The organism is Bacillus sp. DC4300-2b2, assembly GCF_049895685.1.
Lineage (GTDB): Bacteria > Bacillota > Bacilli > Bacillales > Bacillaceae > Bacillus > Bacillus safensis.
The window spans coordinates 517,528-540,298 of record NZ_JAFCSW010000002.1 but is presented as its reverse complement, the minus strand read 5'-3'; the positions used below and the strand labels follow the sequence as shown (position 1 = coordinate 540,298).

The window sequence follows — 22,771 nt, the reverse complement described above, 5'->3', positions numbered from 1 at the left end:
AGAATATAAAATTAAGACAGTTTCTGTGAAGAATTTTTGACGAAAGCGCTTTCTATATGTAAAAAGAAGAAACTCCCTCTCATATAAAGGGAGTCTCCATTTAATCGTTTTGCGCTGGTTCATCTAAATGAAGCAGCTCTTTTAATTTTTCTTCATACATGATTTTGACAAGATCGTAGCTCCAATTCATCATGTGATCCACCTCTTTTTCTTTTATCCTAAAGGAAAAGAGGCGGGGGAGCGTCAGCGTTCAGATGGAACTTAGACGCCGCAACATGATGGAGAGGCATATCATCCTGAAGATGTAGTTATCCTTTTTTTACAACGATTTCGTCATGTTCAACATCCACAGTAAATCCAGAAAGATGCTCCTCTTCAAGCAGGATCTCCGTCATTTGATCTTCAACATGCTCTTGGATGGTTCTTCGAAGTGGACGAGCACCAAATGCAGGGTGATATCCAAGCTCTGCGATTTTTTCTTTCGCTTCATTTGTGACATGGACTGTTAAATTCTGCTCTTTTAATTGCTCTGACAGCTCATTAAGCAAAAGATCAACAATCTTCACTAAGTCCTCTCTGTCTAGTGAATCAAATTGAATGATGCTGTCAAAACGGTTCAAAAATTCTGGTTTGAAGTAGCTGCTGAGTGAATCAATGAGTGATTGTTCCTCAATTGCTTCCTCCTGATCAGACTGGAAGCCGACCTTGACCGTTTTATCTGCACTGCCTGCGTTACTTGTCATGATGATGACTGTATCTTTAAAGCTGACCGTTCTGCCTTGACTGTCTGTTAAGCGGCCATCTTCCATGATTTGAAGGAACATGTGTTGTACATCAGGGTGTGCTTTTTCAATTTCATCCAGCAAAATGATGCTGTAAGGTTTTCTGCGCACTTTTTCAGTCAACTGGCCAGCTTCATCATGTCCAACGTAACCAGGAGGAGAACCGATGAGTTTGGACACAGAGTGTTTTTCCATGTACTCACTCATATCTAAACGTATGATCGCATCTCTTGAACCGAATAATTCTTCAGCCAGTGTTTTAGACAATTCAGTTTTCCCGACACCTGTTGGTCCAACGAAAAGGAAGGAGCCTGTCGGTCTATCTTTCGATTTTAATCCAGCTCTGCTTCTTTTCACGGCTTTCGCCACTTTATCAACCGCATGCTCCTGCCCGATTACTCGTGCTTTTAGACGGACATCAATTTCTTTCATTTTGGTTTGTTCGTCTGCTTGCAGTTTGCCGACAGGAATGCCTGTTTTTTGTTCCACAATGGCCTGAATGTCCTCTGCTGTGACGATATGCTCTTTGTCAGTTGTTTTGTTTTGAAGTCTTGCTTCAATAGCTTCTTCTTCATCGCGAAGCTTCGCTGCTTTTTCATATTGCTCTTCTTTTAGCGCAGCCTGTTTTTCTGCGGCAATTTGCGCTAGTCGGTTTGTCAGTTCATCTTCACTTGCTGCATCAATGGAGAGGTTCGCTTTTGAACCAGCTTCATCCATTAGATCAATGGCTTTATCCGGCAAATGACGGTCTTGAATATACCGCGAAGATAATTGAACGCACGCTTTGATGGCTTCATCTGAATAGGTGACACCATGATAGGCCTCGTACTTATCTTGAATACCTTTTAAGATGTCGATCGCTTCATCTGGTGTTGGCTCATCCACGATAACGGGCTGGAAGCGTCGTTCGAGTGCAGCATCTTTTTCAATTTGGCGATATTCTTTTAATGTCGTCGCACCTACTAGCTGCAGTTCGCCTCTTGCAAGGGCTGGTTTTAAAATGTTTCCAGCATCCATTGATCCTTCTGCAGATCCTGCGCCCACAAGAAGGTGGATTTCATCTACAAATAAGATGATATTTTTACGGCTCTGCAGTTCTTTAATTAACTGCTTCATTCTTTCCTCAAATTGACCGCGTACACCTGTGTTTGCGACAAGTGAAGAAACATCTAATAAATAGATTTGTTTGTTCTTTAATTTATTTGGTACATCACCGCTCGCAATTTTCAGTGCGAGTCCTTCTGCGATCGCTGTTTTCCCAACACCTGGTTCACCAATAAGAACAGGGTTATTTTTATTTCTTCTATTTAAAATCTCAATGACTCTTGCGACTTCTTCATCACGGCCAATGACTGGATCAATTAAGCCAGCATTTGCTCCATCTGTTAAGTTACGGCCAAGCTCATCGAGTAAGCCTTTTTGCTTTGATTGCTCCATGTTTGGGGCATGACCTGCCTGCTGAGAGAAGAATGAACTTCCTCCAAAAAGCTGAGGTCCCATTTTCATTTTTGACTGCTCCATCAAAGAGGTATAGCAGTCTTCACATAAAACCATTTGGCTCCGGGACGAATTTACTTGCATATTCAGGCGAATAGTTGCTTCATTTACTTGACAATGTTGACAACGCATTTGCCATGACCTCCTTAAAATAAAGTTTGACTTTATTTGACCAATGAATGTTAAAGAAAATGGTCTGTTGTTTGACCATCTTTGACTATAGTATACTCTGACCTATTTTGACTTTCAACTGTTTTGCTCAAAGACAGATAAAAATCCTTTTTTGCATTTAATCATGGTTTGTCCTTCTTTTCAAGGAACTTGTCTCATAGGATAAAAAAGAGACAATCGAAAGTGATGGGTGCGGAGGGGTCACATGAAACGTTCAAATGAATCCGCTTTTCAGCTTGCCTTTGTATATGTAGGAACAGTGGTTGGAGCTGGGTTTGCGACAGGGAAAGAAATCGTAGAATTTTTTGTTCGTTTTGGCTGGGTTGGACTATTAGGAATCCTGATTAGCGGTGTTATTTTTACTGGCCTTGGTGCAAAAATGATGCTGATTTCGAAACGAATCAAAGCAGAATCTTATCAAGATATGAACCGGTTTTTATTTGGCGCAGCTGCGAGTCGATATATTAATATTGTGATGTTTTTTATTTTACTCGGTGTTACCTCAGTCATGATTTCAGGCGCAGGGGCTATTTTTGAAGAACAGCTTGGCATATCGAAGGAGTATGGGATCTTTTTGACGATCATTCTGAGCGTCATTGTACTCTTTAAAGGTTCAAAAGGGCTATTTGGTGTTAACGTCCTTGTCGTTCCAATGCTGATTTTCTTTTCATTGATTGTGTTTCTTGATTCATTTGTTTTTAGCAGCAGTGAAAGTTATGTTCTTGCGCTGCAAATGGGTGAGGGCGAGTGGATACTATCAGCAGTGTCCTATGGTGCCTTTAATTTAGCACTGTCACAGGCAGTGTTAGTACCCGTTGCAAATGAAATGACCTCTGAAGCAGTCATTAAAAAGGGAGCGGTGCTTGGGGGCGTCATGCTGACACTCATTTTGCTTGCTTGCTTTTTATCTCTTTCTTCATTAGATATGCTGGAGGCCTTTGATATTCCAATGGCTCAGGTGGTGTATCAAGTCGCAAACTCCATTCATCTCATTTATTTATTTGTCATCTTCGGTGAAGTTTTTACATCCGTCATAGGCAATTTATACGGGCTGGAGAGACAAGTAAGGGCATATATCCGAATGAACAGCATCTTTACGATATCCCTTATTCTCATATGCTGCTATGTGATTAGTAAAATTGGTTACGGTACACTGATATCAACGGTTTACCCGGTTTTTGGATATGTCAGCATCTTTTTTATTCTCTTTCTTTGTCTAAAAAAAGTGCCTGAACCGCTAGGTAAGTAAAGAAAGGATAGCCTGCATGAAGAATATGTGGTACACTATCCTCTGTGAAAATTGAACAAAAATCCGTGAAGACGGGAGAGGTTCTAGCAAAACCCTCTATAAAAAACTAAGGACTTGCCGTATCCTTGGATGTGGCATTTTTTATTTTTTATGGCTGGGACACCTCATACACATGTAAAGGTGTCTTTTCTTTTGAGAAGAATAGGGGTTTTCAGGAGCCTTTCAGATGCAGTGTTGTACGGTTGTACGCATCTGCAAAAGGAGGAGAACAGAAAATGAAAAATGAAAAAGCAGTCGTTGTCTTCAGCGGGGGACAGGACAGTACGACATGTTTATTATGGGCACTTCAACAATTTGAAGAGGTAGAAACAGTGACCTTTCATTATAATCAGCGTCATCAAGAAGAAATTGATGTCGCCAAAAGAATTGCTGACAAGTTAGGTGTGAAGAATCATCTATTAGATATGTCACTTTTAAATCAGCTGGCACCTAATGCTTTAACAAGAGATGACATTGACATTGAGGAAAAAGAAGGAGAGCTTCCTTCTACATTTGTGCCAGGAAGAAACTTAGTGTTCTTATCCTTTGCCTCTATTTTGGCGTATCAAATTGGAGCAAGACATATTATCACTGGTGTTTGTGAGACAGACTTTAGCGGCTATCCAGATTGCCGTGACGAGTTTGTGAAATCTTGCAACGTCACAGTGAATTTAGCAATGGAAAAACCATTTGTAATTCATACACCACTGATGTGGCTGAATAAAGCAGAAACATGGAAGCTGGCAGATGAGCTCAATGCACTGGATTTTGTGAAAAATGAAACGCTCACTTGCTATAACGGCATTATTTCTGATGGCTGCGGGGAATGTCCTGCGTGTAAGCTGCGGAAAAACGGCTATGACACTTATATGGAAATGAAGGAGGCAAAATAAATGCTTTCTCAAATCTATCCACAAACCGATCATCCATTTTCATTTGAATTGAATAAAGACATGCATGTTTCGGCTGCCCATTTCATCCCACGAGAAGATGCGGGCGCATGCAGCCGTGTTCATGGTCATACGTATACCATCAATATCACAATTGCGGGCGACGACCTAGATGAATCGGGATTCCTTGTCAATTTCAGTACATTGAAGAAGCTCATTCATGGGCAGTACGATCATACGCTGCTCAATGATCATGAGGAATTCTCATCAAACAATCGATACGCGATGCCAACCACTGAGGTGGTGGCAAAGACCGTACATGACAAAGTCGCAGCGTATTTATCGACTTTAGCGAACAAGCCAACTTGTGTACAAGTCTTTGTCAGAGAGACACCAACAAGCTACTGCATTTACCGTCCGAAACGAGTTGAGATCAATGGCTAAAGCGATTCCTGTATTAGAAATCTTCGGTCCAACCATTCAAGGAGAAGGAATGGTGATTGGACAAAAAACGATGTTTGTCAGAACGGCTGGCTGTGACTATTCTTGCAGCTGGTGTGATTCCTCCTTTACATGGGACGGCTCAGCGAAGCATGATATTCAGTGGCTTGAGGCAGAAGACATTGTCAAAGAATTAAAAAGAATAGGCGGACAGGCTTTTTCTCATGTCACCATTTCAGGAGGAAACCCGGCGCTTTTAAAACAAATGGAATCCCTCATTGATTTACTGCATGAAGAAGGGATTGATACAGCGCTTGAAACACAAGGGACGATGTATCAGGAATGGTTTTTGAAAATTGATGATTTAACCATTTCCCCTAAGCCGCCAAGCTCGAATATGAAAACAGACTTTACGAAACTAACACGTATCATAGATGAGCTGAAAAACGGAAATAGATTGAAGCATGCAAGCCTGAAGGTCGTGATCTTTGATGATCGTGATCTAGCCTATGCGAAGGATGTTCATGCGAAATACCCTGAGCTTCCTTTTTATTTGCAGGTAGGAAATGATGACACGACGACAGGTGATGATGCGTACTTATTGACGCATTTATTAAAGAAATATGAAGCGCTTGTAGATCAAGTCGCACAAGATTCAGACTTAAATCGCGTAAGAGTGCTGCCACAGCTGCACACGTTATTGTGGGGAAATAAACGAGGCGTATAGAAAGGAAGAGATGTCATGACGACAAGAAAACCAGAAGAATTAGAAGGTGTCACGTTACTAGGAAACCAAGGAACCAATTATTTGTTTGATTACGCACCACAAGTGCTTGAAACGTTCCCAAATAAACATACAAATAGAGATTACTTTGTGAAATTCAACTGCCCAGAATTTACATCACTTTGTCCGCAAACAGGACAACCGGATTTTGCAACAGTTTATATCAGCTATATCCCAAATGAAATCATGGTCGAAAGTAAATCACTAAAATTATATTTGTTCAGCTTCCGTAACCATGGTGACTTCCATGAGGATTGTATGAACATTATTATGAACGACTTAATCGAATTGATGGATCCAAGATATATTGAAGTTTGGGGCAAATTTACGCCAAGAGGCGGTATTTCAATTGATCCGTATACGAACTACGGAAAACCTGGGACAAAATATGAAGAAATGGCATCGTATCGTATGATGAACCATGATATGTATCCAGAAACGATTGATAATCGCTAATAAATAGGAAAAGACATGCCAGATGCATGTCTTTTTTTATGGGATTGTAGCGATTCAATCATAAAAAAAGAGAAGAGTCATGTCACTCTTCTCATACGAATGGGAATAGAACTTGCTAGGACGGCTGGGGGCTACCAGCTCGTAAATATATTATACATGACAGAACGTATGTTTGTAAAGGTGAATCATGCTTTTTTTGCTTATCTCATTTGATTTAAGATAAAATAGGGGTATTGAATGGTAAATGGAGGCGTTGGATTTGGCAAACAAAGAAGAGCGGGCAGAGCAGCTGCTAATGGAGCTTAGAGAAGAGCTTCAAATGCTTGAACATCAAAACAAAGAACGGTATAAATGGAGTGCCTCCACATTGCTTGGAGTGATTGCCCTCTTGATTGATAAAGGAGTGATCACCCCTGAGGAAGTCGAGATGTACAAGATGAAGGCGGAAATGCAAACCTTTCATACGCAAAAAGACTGATGCTTACTGACATGGTGTATGGTGAGAAAAAGAAAAGGACATAACAAATTGATGACTCAATTGATATTATGTCCTTACTTCTGCAATTCGTTTTCACAGCATTAAACCAGCTTATACATTAAAACATCATCCCAGTATTCATGATCATTTATTTTAAATTCTTTTATTTTACGTCCTTCTTCTATAAACCCCATCTTTTTGTACAAAGAAATGGCCTTTTGATTTGTAGAGAAAACGGCTAAACTAACCTTTTCAATTGAAGGATTCTTTTCTGCCCAATGTAATAAAGCTGTTAGTAACTTTTCCCCTACGCCTAAACCTCTATAACTCTTATGCACCATCAGCCCGAATGATCCCGTATGAGAAGTTCTTTTTCTATTTGATGAATGTTCAAAGGCTATCCACCCAATGACTTTCTCATCAGTTTGAGCAACTATGTACGTCTCGTTTTCATTTTCAATTCTTTTCTGTATCCATTTCCTGTGTTCTATGAGGGTTTTTTTGTTTTCCTCAGGTGATGTAAGTAGATAATCTGATTCAGCAATAACTGATTTCTGTATTTCTAAAGTCATTTCAGTATCTTCCATTTTTCCAAAACGTACAATGATATCATTGGAATTTTGCATATTAGTTTCTCCTGTCTAGAGCTAATACGGCATCTTATCATTTTTTTAAAATGAAAAAGAAGGGTATTGAAATAGAAATCACCATATGGTCAAATCGTGATTAACTTTGCTTTATATATACGTATGTACCGATCGTCTGTATTGAGGATTGCAATTAATGTACGGAGTCTTTGATGATTTTATAGTTTTTATGATTAACGACTGTTAGTGAATCCAGTTCTAAATCTCTATAGTTGTCCATAATGGTGACATCCACAATGACAGAGTTTTCATTCACTTTTTCAACTACACCTGTTAAACCATTTCTAAATTCGATCACATTTCCAATTTTTGCAATCTTCAACCGATCCCTCTCCTTTAAAAACAGATTTCATTCCCTATTAAAAAGTATTTTGCAATATTTTCATACCAATGTAAAGGATAAAGACGTTTTTGTTTTGTTTTCGTTGTATGCTCTTCTAACGAATGGTATATTTAATATTTGATCATGGCTGAAAAGGAGCGGTTTTTTTGACTGAAGAACAAATCCTCACAATCATCGAATCTTTACGGAATGGGACGGAAAAACAGGTGACCATCCAAAAAGATGACTTTTTAACGTTTCGTTCTGTTTTGGTGAATCAAGATGATTTTAAACATTTTCGCGGAATCGCCAAACATGGTGGAGATGTTATTTTTGAATATCTTACAGAAGCAAGAAGCTAAAGCTTTTTCTCATTGATGAGAGAAAGCTTTTTTATTTTCGTTCTTTTGTCACACTTCAAACCACTTTGATACATATGAAAAGAAAATGTAATAACCCATAAACAGGAGCATAAGGATGATGATAGGTGAAAAAGGGACCTTTTTAAGCGCTAACAATTCCATTTTATGTGCGCAAAACTAGGACATGCCATTTAATGACGGAATTTGGACAGGCATGTAAATCTTTGTGCGTGAAAATAGAATGAGGTCTTGTTAGAGTGGACAAGTATCTTACAGCCTACTTTGATTAAAGGAGGAAAAAGGCGAATGATTAAAATTCATACAGCTCTTTTTGTCATCCTTATGCTGGTTGCAGCAATGAAGATGGACAATATACAAGAGCAGCAAGGCACATTAAGTCACGAACTTTCACAAGCACCTGTTAAACATCAGCTTTCATATATAGAGCAAGATCACGATCAAGTCATTCCAGCATTTTCTGAAGAGAAGCGTCAGCCAAAAGTGAAAATGCTAAGTACGTCAACAGAAGAAAAGTCTTCAAAACCGAAGCAAAAGAAAAAAGTAAAATCTGAAACGACGAATAAGGCAAGCGGCAAACAGTATTCTAATGTAGAAATGGACTTGCTTTCTCGATTGGTACACGCTGAAGCGAAAGGTGAATCTTACGAAGGGAAAAAAGCGGTGGCAAGCGTTGTTTTAAACAGAGTAGAGCATCGTTCTTTTCCTGACAGCGTGAAAGGTGTGATTTATCAGCGAAATGCTTTCCAGCCAGTATCGAATGGAAGTATTCATGATAAAGCAGATCAAGATTCCATTAAAGCTGTGAAGCAGGTAGTAAAAGAGCATGACAGAACAACAAAGGCTATCTATTTTTATAATCCAAAAACGGCAACAGATCATTGGATTCGTTCCCGCAAAATTGTAGAACGCATCGGACGTCACGTATTTGCCGTATAAAGAAAAAGAGCGATCAATGAGATTGCTCTCGGCGTGTAGACAAAATTTACACGCTTTTTTGTATAATATGGGCAATAACATATTTCTGTGGAGGATGAACATGCTATCGAAACGTGAAGAAGAAAGAAGAAATCAATTAGAAATAGTGGCCCTAGATGAATTAGTGCCTGAAGATCATTTGATTTCGTTTATGATCTTGTCAAAGGATTATTATAGTTCAGACAATGGCAGATAAAGTGTGGGTATTGTTGTCCTTATGAAAATGGTTTTGATCTAATATCTATTTGGCAGGACTATCTAGATGAAGCAGATCATCTGAGACTCACACAAATGAATAAGGACATCTATGCAAAAGGAAAGAGACAATAGAACGTGTTTTTGCAGATGCAAAAGAAAAACATGGTATGCAATGGGCGAAACTTCAAGACTGAAAAAAGTTTCAATGCAGGCGATGCTTACTTTCGCGGCCATGAATGTTAAGAAATTAGTCAAACTGGACATGGAAAGGACCATGTACAACGTAAGGTAACTTATCAATTTTATCAAAATGAAACCCCCACTTTTACTCGAAGTAAAGGTGGGGCTTGACTACGGTCTTAGACCCTAAAGGTCTGTTTGATTCATCAAGTAGATAACCTAGAATCACGTGTTCCAAAACGAATATCCGGATTTACACTAGAACGTGTTCCATTTCTTACAGCAAAATCGTTATCATGTTGAGATAAAGTTATAAGAGGAAAATCTTGAGTAGTAACGCTACTACCTGTAGCATTTCTTACAGTCAGATCAGTTGATTCTGGAGAAGTAGCATTTCTTGAATTCACATCAAAATTGACAGATGATAAAGAGATCACACCTAGCAATGCTGAAGCACTCAAAAAACCAGTAAGAACCGTTTTAAAATTCATATGAACAGTCGCCCCTTTGGATTTGTTTTCGGGCGTACATCACTATTTCATACATTTTTACAGATTCATCCATACGCCCATTCTCATTATAGTACCGAGCCGCTTCGAGCGCTAGGTCTTCCATGTATGGATAACCCCTCTCATTCTCTAATTTTTCCAACGTGCTCAAGACCTCACTTAGGTTTGCTGTTTTTAAAAATAAAATTTCCAATACCATTAGTAACGATAAAAACAGATCATTTTTTCTATTCTTCGCTTCTTCCAAGCCTCTTTTGAAAAATCTTTCTCCCTCAATAAATTCCTTTTGACTCAAATGAAATAACGATAATTCATAATAAACCAAAAGCAACTCTGTAGCATGAATAGGCTCTCCTTCAAGAATAACCTGATTAAAATAAGCTAGTGCCCTATTAAAATCACCTAATCCTTTATAACAACTACCAATATTAAATAATGACTTCACAATCATTGGCTTATTAGAAATTGCCTTAGATTTTTCTAAAGCTGACAATAAATGAGGAAGCGCCTTTTCTCTGCATTCAAAATCAATGAAATTACCTGCCATAACAGTTAGACAATTAATTTCTCGAATCATATAAAGTGAATTGCTCTTATGTGCCTTATAAGTATCATAAGAAAGACCAACGTAATACATAGACACGTGGGTCTGTTTCATGTGATAAAACACTTCTGATAATTTGTAATAAAATTCCGCTCTTTCTAACTCATCTCCTACTTGCTCCAAGCGCTTTTCCGCGCGCTTATAGAACACAATAGCTCTAATAAACTCACCATTTTTGAATTCATACATTCCTTGAAAAAAATTAAAATAGTATTCAAGAATGGCTGACATTTTCTTTCCTTGTCCTTCTACAGCTTTCAAGTAATCCGACTTTTCAAGTGGTTCTTTAGAAGGCTGCACATAGTCTGTCATCAATTGATGACGGAATTCCATCAACTGAAAATAAAGAACCGCCTGTTCATCTTCTTCCATGACATCGATATCTTTTCTAACCTCTTCTCTTAGCATATGGGCCTCTTTCACATTGAATCTTTTTATATGCTTATACCAATCATTGATCTTGATCGCTACAACTGGAGACGGTATAGACGCCATCTACAATCCCCCCTAGAAAACCAATTTTTAATAAATGTTAGCACAATAATTCCTAATAAAACCCTTTTTAACCATTTATGTGTAAATTTTCGGCATGTCGCAATCACTTTTTAAGCAAGTAGGACACAAGGCATATCTGTTTTTAGATGCTATCGTAGCAGTTAAAATGGCAAACGTTTTTAAATCCCATATAAGCGCACTTAAAGCGTCACACTATTAAAAAATAAACGTGCTTAGAATCGAATATAAACGCTATTGGTGGTGTTTTTGAAATAGGCGCCATGTATTTAAGAAACAAAAAAACAGGCTGAAGAGCCTGTTCTTTATTATCCAGTGATGACCATATTGATGAAAGGGACACTCAGTAAAAAGAAAACAACGGCAAAAAGAACTTTATACCCCATCTCTTTTTCTTTATTATTTTTACGTTTTTTCATATAAACAGCAAAATAAGAAGCACCGATTAACATCATCAATACTGGTACTACAGTCATCATAAATTCTCCCCCAAAATAAAAGAACCTATATTGCGGTCACCGCAACCCAAAAAGAAATTTTCCAATGAATTCCCAAATGTGAATCAATCAATGATAGGATGAAAACATGTCAAAAAAGGAGGGAGAACTATGACTTATGCTGTTTTATTTTTTTACGCCGCCACTTAATAAAAGTCACTGAGAACACAATAAGTAAAATCGCAATAAGCTTGAAAATAAAGCGAGTGAAGAAAGTAGCATCTTCGAACTCCGTTGCAAAAATACAAGCTCCTATGATTATCCCGATCATGCCTACTACCCAATTCCAAAACACATCAACCACTCCCTGATTACCTTTTTTTAAAAGAAAATCATTTTTTATCCATATGTATATTATCGCACAAAAAACAAGGGGGAAATATCCAAATTGAAAAAGTTCATAATCGTGCTTTTAGGCCTGACGCTATTTTTAATATTTCCATTACAAACCGTAGCCGCAGTAACCCATCAACCTCAAGAAATTAAAGAATCTTATCAAACCGAAATTGAAGGTAAGGTACATACTTTCAATTCTGTGACCAAAGGTAGCACTCAAACAATAACGATTGATAATGGCGAACGAGTAGATACCGTCTCTTTTGACCGAGCAAAAAAAGAACTTCGTATCAACAATGAATTAGTTGAGTTAGAGGAATTTGAAGAAGCTGGAAAAGAATTAATCAATGAAGACGGCGAGATTAGCACAAAGTCAAACAAAGATTACCAATGGAGACTTGTAAAAAACTATAAAAACAAATTCAACATCACTGTTGCTATTGTCGCTCTTGTGACAGGTGCTATTTTAGCATTACCAACGGGGACCGGTGCTATAGCTGGCGCAGTCTTGACACTGAAAGCAGTAGCCATAATTGCTACAGCAGTAACATCCGCTTCAGGATCAACAGGTCAAAAAGTCTTTCATTACACATTCAAAACGTACTACAGTCCGAAAAACGGCTACTGGAACAACAAATTTGTCTTATCTGTCTACAAAGATTCAAAGCGCAAAAAACTTCTAAAAAAGGTTAGCCATCAAACACGACTCGGAAAAAAATATTAAAAAAGGAGCAGGCTCCAGTAAGAGTCTGCTTCAGATTGTTGACAAAGGATTAAAATGTTGTTTATTTTAGTCCTTTGTCTTCTTAATTTGTGATATAAATTCCTTAAATTCTAGGAAGGACGAGTATTGGCGCGGAGCAAGTTTGACATTCGTGAGCACCAGCACGTGGGACTGACACCGATAGCGAGGGTTTGTTTACATGCTTAGAGCGATCAATGAGATTGCTCTTTTTTTGTCTTCAATTATTAAAATATTTTTTGGACTTGTCTCATAGAATGTGAAAAGAATTTGCTTTAGACAAGGGGAGGCTACATGAATCGATTTGTAAAAGGGGTCATTCTGCTATCTGTCGCAGCTTTTATTGCGGAGTGTATCGAGTTTTTAGTCAATATGATTTTAGCGAGAGAGCTTGGAGAACATGGAATGGGTTTATATATGAGTATCCTTCCAATCATCATGCTTGTCCTTGTGATCGCCAGCTTAGAGCTGCCAGTCTCCATTTCTAAATTCATTGCAGAATCACATGAGCGTCTCCACAAAAGTATGCTCCGTCATGCCTTTAAAATGACGCTAGTGGTGACAAGTACAACAACAGGTATAGCAGCCATTGTACTGCCTTTCATTCCAGTGTTTCAGTCGTATCATCCGCTTATGAAGGGCCTAGTGCTGTCACTTATCCCGATTATTGCGTTTACCTCCATTGCCCGCGGCTACTTTATGGGAAAGCAGCAAATGGGCAGAATCGCTCTAGCCAATATGATGAAGAAAACGATCCAGCTGATCTGCTTATTTTTGTTTTTTCATTGGTATTCGTTTGATATTGAAACAGCAGTTCTTATCGCCATCGGTGTCATTGTTGCGAGTGATCTTGTCGTCTTTATTTATTTATACTCCCAATACGTCATGGCGAAAAATGCTGTGAATGTCAGGTCTGTTGAATTAAGAGGGATTGATGTGCGAAAGCGCCTATTAGCCGTTTCCATACCGACAACGGGCATGCGCATCTTTCATGCGATCGCTAATGCGGTTGAACCATTTTTAATCAAAGGAGCGCTCGTTGCAGCAGGCATCTCTGGAACACTTGCTGTTGATCATTACGGCATGCTAGCTGGTGTCGCAATGTCGATCGGTTTTTTCCCAGCGTTTATCGCTCATTCCATCATGATTGTGATGATTCCGAGTGTCTCTGAAGCCTATGCTTTAGGTCAGTATGATCTTGTGAAAAAACGTGTCAGACAGGCGATTCTCATAACGTTTGGATACGGGGTGCCGGCAGTGATGGTTATGTATTATTTTGCTTACCCGCTCACACAGCTCTTTTTTGATTCACCGCAAGCTGCTGTCTATTTACAGCTGCTTTGGCCATACTTTTTATGCCACCTGTTTGTGATGCCGTTTCAAGCGTGTTTAATCGGTATGGGGCTCATCAAAGATGTGTTCCTACATAATATATGGGTGCATGTCGTCTCTTTTTCTATGGTGTATTTCCTCGGTTCAATGGAAAGCTTGAATATGATGGGGGTCATTTTAGGGATGAACACAGGCATGCTGCTTTTGACTGCGCTGCATTATGCGACGATTTGTAAGGAGCTCGGCGTTTCAATGTTTCTTACATTGAAAAAAGCTTGAATGTCATCGCCATCGAGAGGGCAAGCTATAAGAAAACTGGGAAGGAAGATCCTGATGAATCGTAAACGTCTACCCGCCAGTCTTCTGATGATGACCATGCTGCTATTTGTAATGAGCGCAGCAGCGGAAGCAAAAGAGCCTGTGATGGCGCCAAGAATAGAGGCACCGACATTAACTGGTGAAATGCAGATGGTTCCCGCAAAAGGGAAAAAGACCATTTTGCATTTTTGGACAACATGGTGTCCGTCCTGCAAAATGGAGCTACCCGAATTTGAACAGATTGTGAAAGAAAATCAGAGTGATGTTGACATCTTGACCGTGAATTTACTAGGTGCTGAACAAAGTAAACATGCTGTTGCCCAATTTGTGAAAGACAGAAGGTTTACATTTCCGATCATACTAGATGAACACGGAGAAATGATGAAGAAATATCAAATTATCACCATTCCAACGACCTTTTTGATTAATGAAAAAGGAGAAGTGGTGAAAAATCATGTAGGTCCACTGACGAAAAAACAAATCAAAGAGTGGACGAATTCGTAGAACAAATCCTTTCTGTTAAAGAACCAATTCTGTTGGTTCTTTTTTTGTGTTCATTTGCTTTTCATCTGAATACACTGTGCTCAGAAGAAGAAGGAACGGTCTATATCAATAATGATAATTATTATCAAAAAGAAATTATAATAATTATTAATTGAAAATTGTTCAGAACCTGTTATAATGAGTTACAGACCAATAAAAAGCTTGAAATAGCAGAAAATATAGATGGAATAAGAAACGGGTAACGATTGATAATATGAAAACGATTATCAATTAGAGAGGAGGAAACAATCATGAATGAGAATACAGCACTTTACCAAACGGCAAATCAAAAGGAATCGAAATGGTCCTTACATAAATGGGCACAGCACGGAGAATTAATTGCAGCAGGGATATCAGGGATTCTCATTTTAATTGGATGGATTCTAAAGGATGAGAGCATGTGGAGCATTCCTCTTTTCATCCTAGCATTTGTCATTGGTGGTTTTGCAAAGGCGAAAGAAGGAATTGAAGAAACGATTTCGTCTAAGACCTTGAATGTGGAACTTTTAATGATTTTCGCAGCAATAGGCTCAGCTCTGATCGGCTATTGGGCAGAAGGCGCTATTTTAATTTTTATTTTCTCACTGAGTGGTGCGCTAGAAACGTATACGTCAAATAAAAGCAAGAAAGATTTAACAGCATTAATGAGCATTGCACCAGATGAAGCAACTTTAATTGAAGAAGATGGTACGACCATTCAAATCGCCGCTTCATCATTAACGCCTGGTGACCGTATTATGATCAAAGCAGGGGAACGCATTGCAGCAGATGGTGTGATTTTAAGCGGGAGAACAAGTGTGGACGAATCTGCACTTACAGGCGAATCTGTTCCACAGGAAAAGGGGCAGGGGGAAGACGTCTTTGCAGGAACAGTGAACTTAAATGGTTCCTTAACAGTGGAAGTCACTAAACATAATGAAGAAACGCTTTTCCATAAAATTATTAAGCTTGTCGAATCCGCTCAAGAAAGTGTTTCGCCAAGCCAAGCATTTATTGAAAAATTTGAGGGTGCCTATGTAAAAGGTGTGCTGATCACCGTCGCGATTTTAATGGTTCTGCCTCATTTTGTACTCGGCTGGAGCATGAGTGAAACCTTCTACCGGGCAATGGTGTTTATGGTCGTTGCTTCACCTTGTGCTCTAGTTGCATCCATAATGCCAGCAGCACTGTCACTGATCTCAAATGGCGCGAGAAATGGAATGCTTGTCAAAGGAAGTGTCTTTTTAGAAAAACTAGGCACAAGCAGCATGATTGCTTTTGATAAAACAGGGACGATTACAAGCGGAGAGCCAGCCGTAGAACAAGTTATCGTGGCTAAAGGGCAGGATGAATCTACTTTTTATCAGGCACTCTATCAAATTGAGAGTCAATCAAACCATCCATTAGCGAAAGCAATTTCTGATATGGCAAAAGAGCACCAAACAGAAAGATCAGTCCATGTCACCATTGAAGAAACCTCTGGATTTGGTGTGAAAGCACAATTAAATGGGGAAACGTGGCGGATTGGGAAGAAAGACTTTGCTGGTAAAGCGTCAATCGACCGCGAGATGGAAGAGACAGGTGATGACCTTTCAGCGCAAGGATATACAGTGGTCTACGTTCAAAAGGGTGAAGAGGTTGTTGGCTGTCTTGGCCTTAAGGATCAAATCAGACCTGAAGCTAAAAAAATGATTCAAGAACTAAATGATTTAGGCATCCAAACCGTCATGCTGACAGGAGATCAGCAAAAAACGGCTGAAGCTATTGCGCAGGAAGCTGGCATCCAAACTGTTGTGGCTGAATGTCTTCCAGATGAAAAGGTACATGAGGTCAATCAATTAAAAAAACAAGGTAATTCAATCATCATGGTAGGAGACGGAATCAATGATGCGCCAGCACTCGCCTCAGCAGATGTTGGGGTTGCGATGGGCGGAGGCACAGACGTTGCCTTAGAAACAGCGGATCTCATCTTAATGAAGAACAATTTAAATAACCTAACAAAGATGATCCGTCTTTCAAGAAAAATGAATCGAATCATTAAGCAAAACATTGTTTTCTCATTAACGGTGATCTGTCTGTTAATTTGTGCGAATTTCTTACAAGTGCTTGATTTGCCTTTTGGCGTCATCGGGCATGAAGGAAGTACGATTTTGGTCATTTTAAATGGTCTGCGTCTGCTTCGTGCATCTTAATTCAATCATCAGGGCGCACTGGATCCATGCCAGTGCGCTTTTGTGCGAAATACAGCAAAAACTGATACAATAGACCAGTAGTAAAACGTGTGAGGAGGATCATGATGAACCGAATGAAGAGCTTGTCTTCCTGGCTTAAGAAAGAAGACATTCAAGGTGCATTTATACATACAAAGGAAAATGTGTTTTATCTATCTGGATACTTCACAGAGCCGCATGAAAGAGTGATGGGGCTGTTTGTGTTTCAAGAGGCAGAACCATTTTTTATTTTGCCTAAAATGGAAGTTGAGCAGGCAAAAAATGCAGGATGGTCCGGCGATATCATTGGATATGAAGATCATGAGAATCCATTTGATTTCATTCAATCAGCGATAGAAAAACGAGGTGTTCATGCCGCGCGTCTTGCGATTGAAAAAGAATCGATACCGCTTCAAAGAGCAGAGCAGCTCCAAGCTGTTACCGGGGCAGAAATGTTCGTCCGGGCTGAAGATGAGCTCAATCAGCTCAGACTGATTAAAGATGAATCTGAAATTGCTACACTCAAAAAAGCGGCACAATTAGCAGATGAAGGTGTAAAAATTGGGGTTAACGCCTTAAAAGAAGGAATCACGGAGACAGAAGTTCTCGCTGTCATTGAATATGAATTAAAGAAAAAAGGCATTCAAGGTATGTCCTTTTCCACCATGGTTCTCTTTGGTGAAAAATCAGGCGAGCCTCATGGAAATCCGGGGCAGGCAGCCTTAAAGAAAGGCGATTTTGTGTTATTTGACCTTGGCGTCATTGTCGATGGATATTGCTCAGACATCACAAGAACATTTATCTATCAGGAAGCTTCTGAAAAACAAAAGGATATTTATCAAACGGTCTTAAATGCAGAAATGGCAGCACTTGAAATGAGTAAGCCCGGCGTGAGAATCGGTGATCTTGACTTAAAAGCTCGCGGGCTGATCACAGAAGCGGGATATGGTGAATATTTCCCGCATCGCCTCGGACATGGGTTAGGGGTTTCTGTTCATGAGTTTCCTTCTATGAGTCAGGCAAATGACGACCTTCTGCAAGAAGGTATGGTGTATACGATTGAACCAGGAATTTATGTTCCGGGAGTCGGCGGCGTAAGAATTGAAGATGATGTTCTTATTACGGCAGATGGTCCAGTCACCTTAACCAATTATCCGAAAGAGCTAACGATCATCAAGTAATGAAAAAATCACGATGAACGTCCAGGTCTTGGAAGCGTCATCGTGATTTTTTATCACTCTTCTCGATCCTTATCAACAAAAAAATCATCAATTGATTGAAACGGTTTGATTTTATGTTCTTTTTCTAAAGGATGTAATGCAAAACGAGCAGAAAACAAAACAGTCATACATAATATAATCCATATGATGAAACCCATCTTGAATTCCCCTTTCCATCCAGTGATTTGTTCAGCTCACATACATCTTAAAGTATGAAACGCTTACCATATCAAGAGAAAGTAGGAGAAAAAATGGCAAACATAAGGGAGATTGCGAAAAGAGCGGGCGTATCTGTGACAACCGTATCACGTGTGTTGAATGAGCATCCTTATGTTAAAGAAGAAAAAAGGGAACGTGTTCTACAAGCGATGGAGGAGCTCAAGTATACGAGAAACATTCAGGCGGTCCATTTAGCGAAGGGCTATTCGAATATGCTTGGCATCGTCCTTCCAAACATTGAACACTCTTATTTCAGCGCACTCGTCACAGGTATTGCAGAAAAAGCACAGGCGCGCGGCATGCATTTTGCTTTATTTCAAACAGGATATGATCCATTAAAAGAAAAAGAAGCGTTAATGAGTTTAAAAGAGCGCCGTGTGGATGGTTTAATATTTTGTTCAAATGCGTTAAGTGATAGGCACATTTTAAAGTGGCAGGAATCAGGACCGATTATATTTTGTCATCCTGCGCCGCACGATCATTGCTCAACCGTGTCGATTGCGCATGATCATGCATTTAAGGAGGGCCTGCATCATTTGGCGGCATGTGGACATCAACGAATTGCGATCGTTCTCGCCAGAACAGAAGGAGCAAATAGTGAGTCGCGCCTTCAGGCTTATCAAGACATGATGCAATCGCTCGGGCAGTCTATTGATAAGGAATGGATCATCGAAGGGAAGTTATCCCTGCTTGATGGGAAGCAATTATTTGCAGAATGGCAGGAAATGAAAAATCGTCCTACAGCTTTATTCATTACAAATGACGAAGTCTCTGCAGGCTTTTTATTAGAGGCACAGCGCCACGACATAAAAGTAGGAGAATCACCAGCCATACTCAGCTTTCAAAATAACCAATTGAGTGAGGCGCTAGGGATTTCCAGTATTCATATTCCCCTCAAACAAATGGGGCAGGAAGCGTTTGACTTGTTTGACCGAGCATTAAAGGGAGAGAAATCAGAAAAAAGAATGCTGCCATATCGCCTGATTGAGCGAACAACTACCGTTTTGAAAAACAATCGTTGACGCACGTTTCATCTGTTTTGTACGATAAGAGGGATTGAAAAAGAAGGAGGTGGGGATGTTCATGGAATCCTTCACCGTTGATAAAGCGTTAAATAATAATGTCATCATCGCAAGGCACCCTTCTTTGGGCGAAGTGGTTCTGATTGGGAAAGGGATTGGCTTCGGTAAAAAATCGGGGGATGTTCTCGATCAAGACGTGTTTGAAAAAATGTTTGTGTTAAAAAATACGAAGGAACAAACAGAATATAAACAACTGCTTCATCATATTGATGAGAACATGATCGAGCTTGCCAATGACGTCATTTATCATATACGAGAAAAAATGGGACAACGCTTGAATGAGCATATTCATGTTGCACTGACCGACCATATTGCGTTTAGTTTTAAGCGGGTGCAGCAAGGCTATGATATCACGAACCCTTTTATGCTTGAGACGCAATCGCTATACCCGAAAGAATACGAGGTTGCAAAGGAAGTCGTTGAACTGATTAACGAGCGGCCAGATGTCAAAACGAAGCTGCCAGAAGGGGAAATTGGCTTTATAGCGCTCCATATCCATTCAGCTTTGACGAATCGGCCTTTATCTGAGGTGAACCGTCATTCGCAGCTGATTACACAAATGGTCCAAGTCATTGAAGATTCATTTCATATGAAAGTAGACAGAGAAAGTATTCATTATTTACGCTTATTACGCCATATTACGTTTTCAATTGAGCGTATTAAACGGGGAGAATCATTAGAGGAGCCAGAAAAATTGCTTCATCTATTGAAAAATGAATATCCTTTATGCTACAATACTGCTTGGAAAATGATCAAAATTTTGCAGCATGCATTGAAAAAGCCTGTACAGGATGCTGAGGCCGTCTACCTGACACTTCATCTGTACAGATTGACAAATAAAATTTCATAGTTTCCTTGAAACGTGTAACTGATTCGATCAGGCATGAGTGACTTAAGGTAAATACAGGATAAGATCCTGTTATTTGCGCAACCTTATATCACCATGTCTTTTTTGCGTTTGAAAGTGAAATGTAAACGGTTAATTATGAAATGTACGTCAGGGAGCAGCCCAAATGTATGTTGTAAGCGAAAACAAAAGGAGGTTCAACCAGTGTTTAAATCACTTTTTGGTGTGTTGCAAAAAATTGGACGAGCTCTTATGCTTCCAGTTGCGATCCTTCCTGCTGCCGGTATTTTACTAGCGCTTGGGAATGCGATGCAAAATCCGCAGCTGATTGATGTAGCTCAATTTTTAAGCAATGATACAATTCAGCTTGTTGCAAGTGTCATGGAGAATGCGGGGAACATCGTCTTCTCGAATCTTCCGCTATTATTTGCTGTAGGGGTTGCCATCGGTCTTGCTAATGGAGACGGAGTGGCAGGGATTGCCGCTATCATCGGTTACCTTGTCATGAACGTAACGATGAGTGCCGTATTAATGGCTAACGGATCTATTCCATCCGATTCAATCAAATTGGCGAAGTTCTTTAAGGAAAGCCATCCAGCATATGTGAATATGCTCGGTATACCGACCTTGTCTACCGGCGTTTTTGGCGGGATTATTGTCGGGGTATTAGCTGCTTATATGTTTAATAAATTTTACAAAATTGAGCTCCCGCAATATCTTGGTTTCTTTGCTGGTAAGCGTTTTGTTCCAATCGTCACTTCTATTTCAGCACTTATTTTAGGGCTTTTGATGCTAGTCATTTGGCCGCCAATCCAAGGTGCATTGAACTCATTTTCAACAGGACTGCTTGCAGCGAATGAGCCGCTGGCTGCCTTTGTATTCGGAGTCATTGAACGCTCATTAATTCCGTTTGGTCTGCACCACATATTCTACGCACCATTCTGGTATGAATTTTTTAGCTATAAGAGCTTATCAGGAGATATTATCCGTGGTGACCAGCGTATTTTCATGGCGCAAATCAAAGATGGTGTTCAGCTGACAGCTGGTACATTCATGACAGGGAAATATCCATTCATGATGTTTGGTCTTCCAGCAGCAGCTCTTGCGATTTACCATGAAGCAAAACCAAAGAATAAAAAGCTTGTAGCAGGAATTATGGGATCAGCGGCCCTTACTTCTTTCCTAACAGGGATCACTGAACCGCTTGAATTCTCATTCTTGTTTGTAGCACCGATATTATTTGCGATTCACTGTGTATTTGCTGGATTATCCTTTATGATAATGGATATTCTAAACGTGAAAATCGGGATGACCTTCTCAGGAGGGTTAATCGACTTCTTCCTATTTGGTATCCTGCCGAATAGAACCGCTTGGTGGCTTGTCATTCCAGTAGGTCTCGTACTTGCTGTCATTTACTACTTCGGATTTAGATTCGCCATTCGCAAATTTAATCTGAAAACGCCAGGCCGCGAGGATGAAGCAGCAGACGGAGCAAGTGAGGCGAAGTCTGAAAAAGGGAATGACTTGCCTTATGAAATCCTTGAAGCAATGGGTGATCAAGAAAACATTAAGCACCTTGATGCTTGTATCACGCGTTTACGTGTTACTGTCAATGATCAGAAGAAAGTGGACAAAGACCGATTGAAAAAGCTTGGCGCTTCTGGTGTTCTCGAAGTAGGGAACAACATCCAGGCAATTTTCGGCCCGCGTTCTGATAATTTAAAAACACAAATGCAGGATATCATTGCAGGCCGCACGCCTCGTCCAGCGAAAGACCCTTCTGCAAAAGAAGAAGTCAGCCAGCAGGTCGAAGAAGTCATTGCAAAGCCGCTTCAAAATGAGCAAGGGGAAGAAATTTTTGCTTCACCAATTACAGGGGAGCTTCATCCAATTACAGATGTACCAGATCAAGTATTCTCAGGGAAAATGATGGGTGACGGTTTCGCTATCTTACCAACAGAAGGAACGGTTGTTTCACCGGTAAGAGGGAAGATCTTAAATGTATTCCCGACGAAACACGCCATTGGCCTGCAATCTGACGGTGGACTTGAAATTTTAATCCACTTCGGAATTGATACGGTCGGCCTCAAAGGAGAAGGATTTGAAGCATTTGTACAAGAGGGAGATCAAGTAGAAATCGGTCAAAAACTTTTAGAGGTTGATATTGATAAAATTAAGTCTGAAGTACCATCTTTGATGACACCAATTGTATTTACCAACTTAAGTGAAGGACAATTTATTGACCTTCAAGAATCCGGTGAAATCAAAGCTGGACAAGAAAACATCATGAAAATTTCAAAATAATTTTCATAACTGCCGTTCTTGTTA

Annotated in this window: 24 protein-coding genes, 1 pseudogene and 1 riboswitch; of the genes and pseudogenes, 18 read left to right on the top strand and 7 right to left on the bottom strand. The window is 39.7% G+C overall.

Annotated features, from left to right (window positions below):
• Window positions 1-308: 308 nt before the first annotated feature.
• On the bottom strand, window positions 309-2,411 hold the full coding sequence (locus tag ACP69X_RS07635) for an ATP-dependent Clp protease ATP-binding subunit (protein ID WP_269103719.1): 2,103 nt from the start codon (window positions 2,409-2,411) through the stop codon (window positions 309-311).
• Between the two features lie 244 nt (window positions 2,412-2,655).
• Between ACP69X_RS07635 and ACP69X_RS07630 the strand changes: the two genes are divergently transcribed.
• The 6 genes from ACP69X_RS07630 (at window position 2,656) to ACP69X_RS07605 (ending at window position 6,787) form a co-directional block, all read left to right on the top strand.
• Complete coding sequence (locus ACP69X_RS07630; RefSeq protein ID WP_073979416.1) at window positions 2,656-3,699, top strand: YkvI family membrane protein; 1,044 nt, start codon at window positions 2,656-2,658, stop codon at window positions 3,697-3,699.
• A 71-nt stretch (window positions 3,700-3,770) separates the two neighbouring features.
• A riboswitch (PreQ1 riboswitch) is annotated at window positions 3,771-3,815 on the top strand.
• Between the two features lie 159 nt (window positions 3,816-3,974).
• Window positions 3,975-4,631: a 7-cyano-7-deazaguanine synthase QueC gene (queC, locus tag ACP69X_RS07625; RefSeq protein ID WP_024424683.1), complete on the top strand. Its 657-nt coding sequence runs from the start codon at window positions 3,975-3,977 to the stop codon at window positions 4,629-4,631.
• On the top strand, window positions 4,632-5,072 hold the full coding sequence (queD, locus tag ACP69X_RS07620; RefSeq protein ID WP_269103717.1) for a 6-carboxytetrahydropterin synthase QueD: 441 nt from the start codon (window positions 4,632-4,634) through the stop codon (window positions 5,070-5,072).
• Entirely contained in the window at window positions 5,065-5,796 is a 732-nt protein-coding gene (gene queE, locus ACP69X_RS07615; protein ID WP_338527605.1) for a 7-carboxy-7-deazaguanine synthase QueE, read from the top strand. Before queD ends, queE begins: the two co-directional genes overlap by 8 nt.
• A 15-nt stretch (window positions 5,797-5,811) precedes the next feature.
• Window positions 5,812-6,309 (top strand): preQ(1) synthase, encoded by a 498-nt coding sequence (gene queF, locus ACP69X_RS07610; protein ID WP_003211403.1) that lies wholly within the window; start codon window positions 5,812-5,814, stop codon window positions 6,307-6,309.
• Window positions 6,310-6,568: 259 nt separating this feature from the next.
• Window positions 6,569-6,787, top strand: a complete 219-nt coding sequence (locus ACP69X_RS07605; protein WP_041085018.1) for a hypothetical protein — start codon at window positions 6,569-6,571, stop codon at window positions 6,785-6,787.
• A 101-nt stretch (window positions 6,788-6,888) separates the two neighbouring features.
• On the opposite strand, the gene ACP69X_RS07600 is transcribed toward ACP69X_RS07605, so the two are convergent.
• Window positions 6,889-7,413 carry a GNAT family N-acetyltransferase gene (locus ACP69X_RS07600; RefSeq protein WP_041085017.1) on the bottom strand — a complete coding sequence of 175 codons (525 nt, stop codon included), beginning with the start codon at window positions 7,411-7,413 and terminating at the stop codon, window positions 6,889-6,891.
• 154 nt (window positions 7,414-7,567) lie between these two features.
• Window positions 7,568-7,756, bottom strand: coding sequence for a YkvS family protein (locus tag ACP69X_RS07595; protein WP_003211747.1), 189 nt, complete (start codon window positions 7,754-7,756; stop codon window positions 7,568-7,570).
• 167 nt (window positions 7,757-7,923) lie between these two features.
• Between ACP69X_RS07595 and ACP69X_RS07590 the strand changes: the two genes are divergently transcribed.
• From ACP69X_RS07590 to ACP69X_RS07575, 4 genes and pseudogenes are all read left to right on the top strand, one after another.
• A complete protein-coding gene (locus tag ACP69X_RS07590; RefSeq protein WP_039178090.1) occupies window positions 7,924-8,118 on the top strand; it encodes a hypothetical protein in 195 nt (64 codons plus the stop codon).
• A 306-nt stretch (window positions 8,119-8,424) separates the two neighbouring features.
• On the top strand, window positions 8,425-9,075 hold the full coding sequence (locus tag ACP69X_RS07585; protein ID WP_041085016.1) for a cell wall hydrolase: 651 nt from the start codon (window positions 8,425-8,427) through the stop codon (window positions 9,073-9,075).
• A gap of 100 nt (window positions 9,076-9,175) precedes the next feature.
• Entirely contained in the window at window positions 9,176-9,310 is a 135-nt protein-coding gene (locus ACP69X_RS07580; protein WP_258954563.1) for a hypothetical protein, read from the top strand.
• A 47-nt stretch (window positions 9,311-9,357) separates the two neighbouring features.
• Window positions 9,358-9,599 (top strand): annotated as a pseudogene (locus ACP69X_RS07575) (transposase); the annotation flags it as partial.
• Between the two features lie 99 nt (window positions 9,600-9,698).
• On the opposite strand, the gene ACP69X_RS07570 reads toward ACP69X_RS07575, so the two are convergent.
• The 3 genes from ACP69X_RS07570 to ACP69X_RS07560 form a co-directional block, all read right to left on the bottom strand.
• Window positions 9,699-9,983 carry a hypothetical protein gene (locus ACP69X_RS07570; RefSeq protein ID WP_041085015.1) on the bottom strand — a complete coding sequence of 95 codons (285 nt, stop codon included), beginning with the start codon at window positions 9,981-9,983 and terminating at the stop codon, window positions 9,699-9,701.
• Window positions 9,973-11,100 (bottom strand): Rap family tetratricopeptide repeat protein, encoded by a 1,128-nt coding sequence (locus ACP69X_RS07565; RefSeq protein ID WP_338527604.1) that lies wholly within the window; start codon window positions 11,098-11,100, stop codon window positions 9,973-9,975. Before ACP69X_RS07565 ends, ACP69X_RS07570 begins: the two co-directional genes overlap by 11 nt.
• 326 nt (window positions 11,101-11,426) lie before the next feature.
• Window positions 11,427-11,594: a hypothetical protein gene (locus ACP69X_RS07560; protein WP_175297137.1), complete on the bottom strand. Its 168-nt coding sequence runs from the start codon at window positions 11,592-11,594 to the stop codon at window positions 11,427-11,429.
• Window positions 11,595-12,003: 409 nt separating this feature from the next.
• Here ACP69X_RS07560 and ACP69X_RS07555 point away from each other — a divergent pair, with 409 nt between their 5' ends.
• The 5 genes from ACP69X_RS07555 (at window position 12,004) to ACP69X_RS07535 (ending at window position 18,256) form a co-directional block, all read left to right on the top strand.
• Window positions 12,004-12,675, top strand: a complete 672-nt coding sequence (locus ACP69X_RS07555) for a hypothetical protein (protein WP_073979418.1) — start codon at window positions 12,004-12,006, stop codon at window positions 12,673-12,675.
• A gap of 312 nt (window positions 12,676-12,987) precedes the next feature.
• Window positions 12,988-14,304, top strand: coding sequence for a polysaccharide biosynthesis protein (locus ACP69X_RS07550; protein ID WP_039178095.1), 1,317 nt, complete (start codon window positions 12,988-12,990; stop codon window positions 14,302-14,304).
• Between the two features lie 54 nt (window positions 14,305-14,358).
• Entirely contained in the window at window positions 14,359-14,847 is a 489-nt protein-coding gene (gene stoA / locus ACP69X_RS07545; protein ID WP_041085014.1) for an endospore biogenesis thiol-disulfide oxidoreductase StoA, read from the top strand.
• Between the two features lie 290 nt (window positions 14,848-15,137).
• Window positions 15,138-17,057, top strand: coding sequence for a heavy metal translocating P-type ATPase (locus tag ACP69X_RS07540; protein ID WP_426052561.1), 1,920 nt, complete (start codon window positions 15,138-15,140; stop codon window positions 17,055-17,057).
• Between the two features lie 104 nt (window positions 17,058-17,161).
• Window positions 17,162-18,256, top strand: coding sequence for a M24 family metallopeptidase (locus ACP69X_RS07535; RefSeq protein WP_075611328.1), 1,095 nt, complete (start codon window positions 17,162-17,164; stop codon window positions 18,254-18,256).
• A 53-nt stretch (window positions 18,257-18,309) separates the two neighbouring features.
• Here the strand turns inward: ACP69X_RS07535 and ACP69X_RS07530 are convergent, their stop codons facing one another.
• Window positions 18,310-18,453 carry a hypothetical protein gene (locus ACP69X_RS07530; RefSeq protein ID WP_426052560.1) on the bottom strand — a complete coding sequence of 48 codons (144 nt, stop codon included), beginning with the start codon at window positions 18,451-18,453 and terminating at the stop codon, window positions 18,310-18,312.
• A gap of 93 nt (window positions 18,454-18,546) precedes the next feature.
• On the opposite strand from ACP69X_RS07530, the gene ACP69X_RS07525 reads away from it, so the two are divergent.
• The 3 genes from ACP69X_RS07525 to ptsG all read left to right on the top strand — a co-directional run bounded on the left by ACP69X_RS07525 (window position 18,547) and on the right by ptsG (window position 22,747).
• Window positions 18,547-19,536 carry a LacI family DNA-binding transcriptional regulator gene (locus tag ACP69X_RS07525; protein WP_073979421.1) on the top strand — a complete coding sequence of 330 codons (990 nt, stop codon included), beginning with the start codon at window positions 18,547-18,549 and terminating at the stop codon, window positions 19,534-19,536.
• A 55-nt stretch (window positions 19,537-19,591) separates the two neighbouring features.
• A complete protein-coding gene (glcT, locus tag ACP69X_RS07520; RefSeq protein ID WP_039178106.1) occupies window positions 19,592-20,446 on the top strand; it encodes a glucose PTS transporter transcription antiterminator GlcT in 855 nt (284 codons plus the stop codon).
• Between the two features lie 201 nt (window positions 20,447-20,647).
• A complete protein-coding gene (ptsG, locus tag ACP69X_RS07515) occupies window positions 20,648-22,747 on the top strand; it encodes a glucose-specific PTS transporter subunit IIBC (protein WP_041085010.1) in 2,100 nt (699 codons plus the stop codon).
• Window positions 22,748-22,771 lie beyond the last annotated feature (24 nt).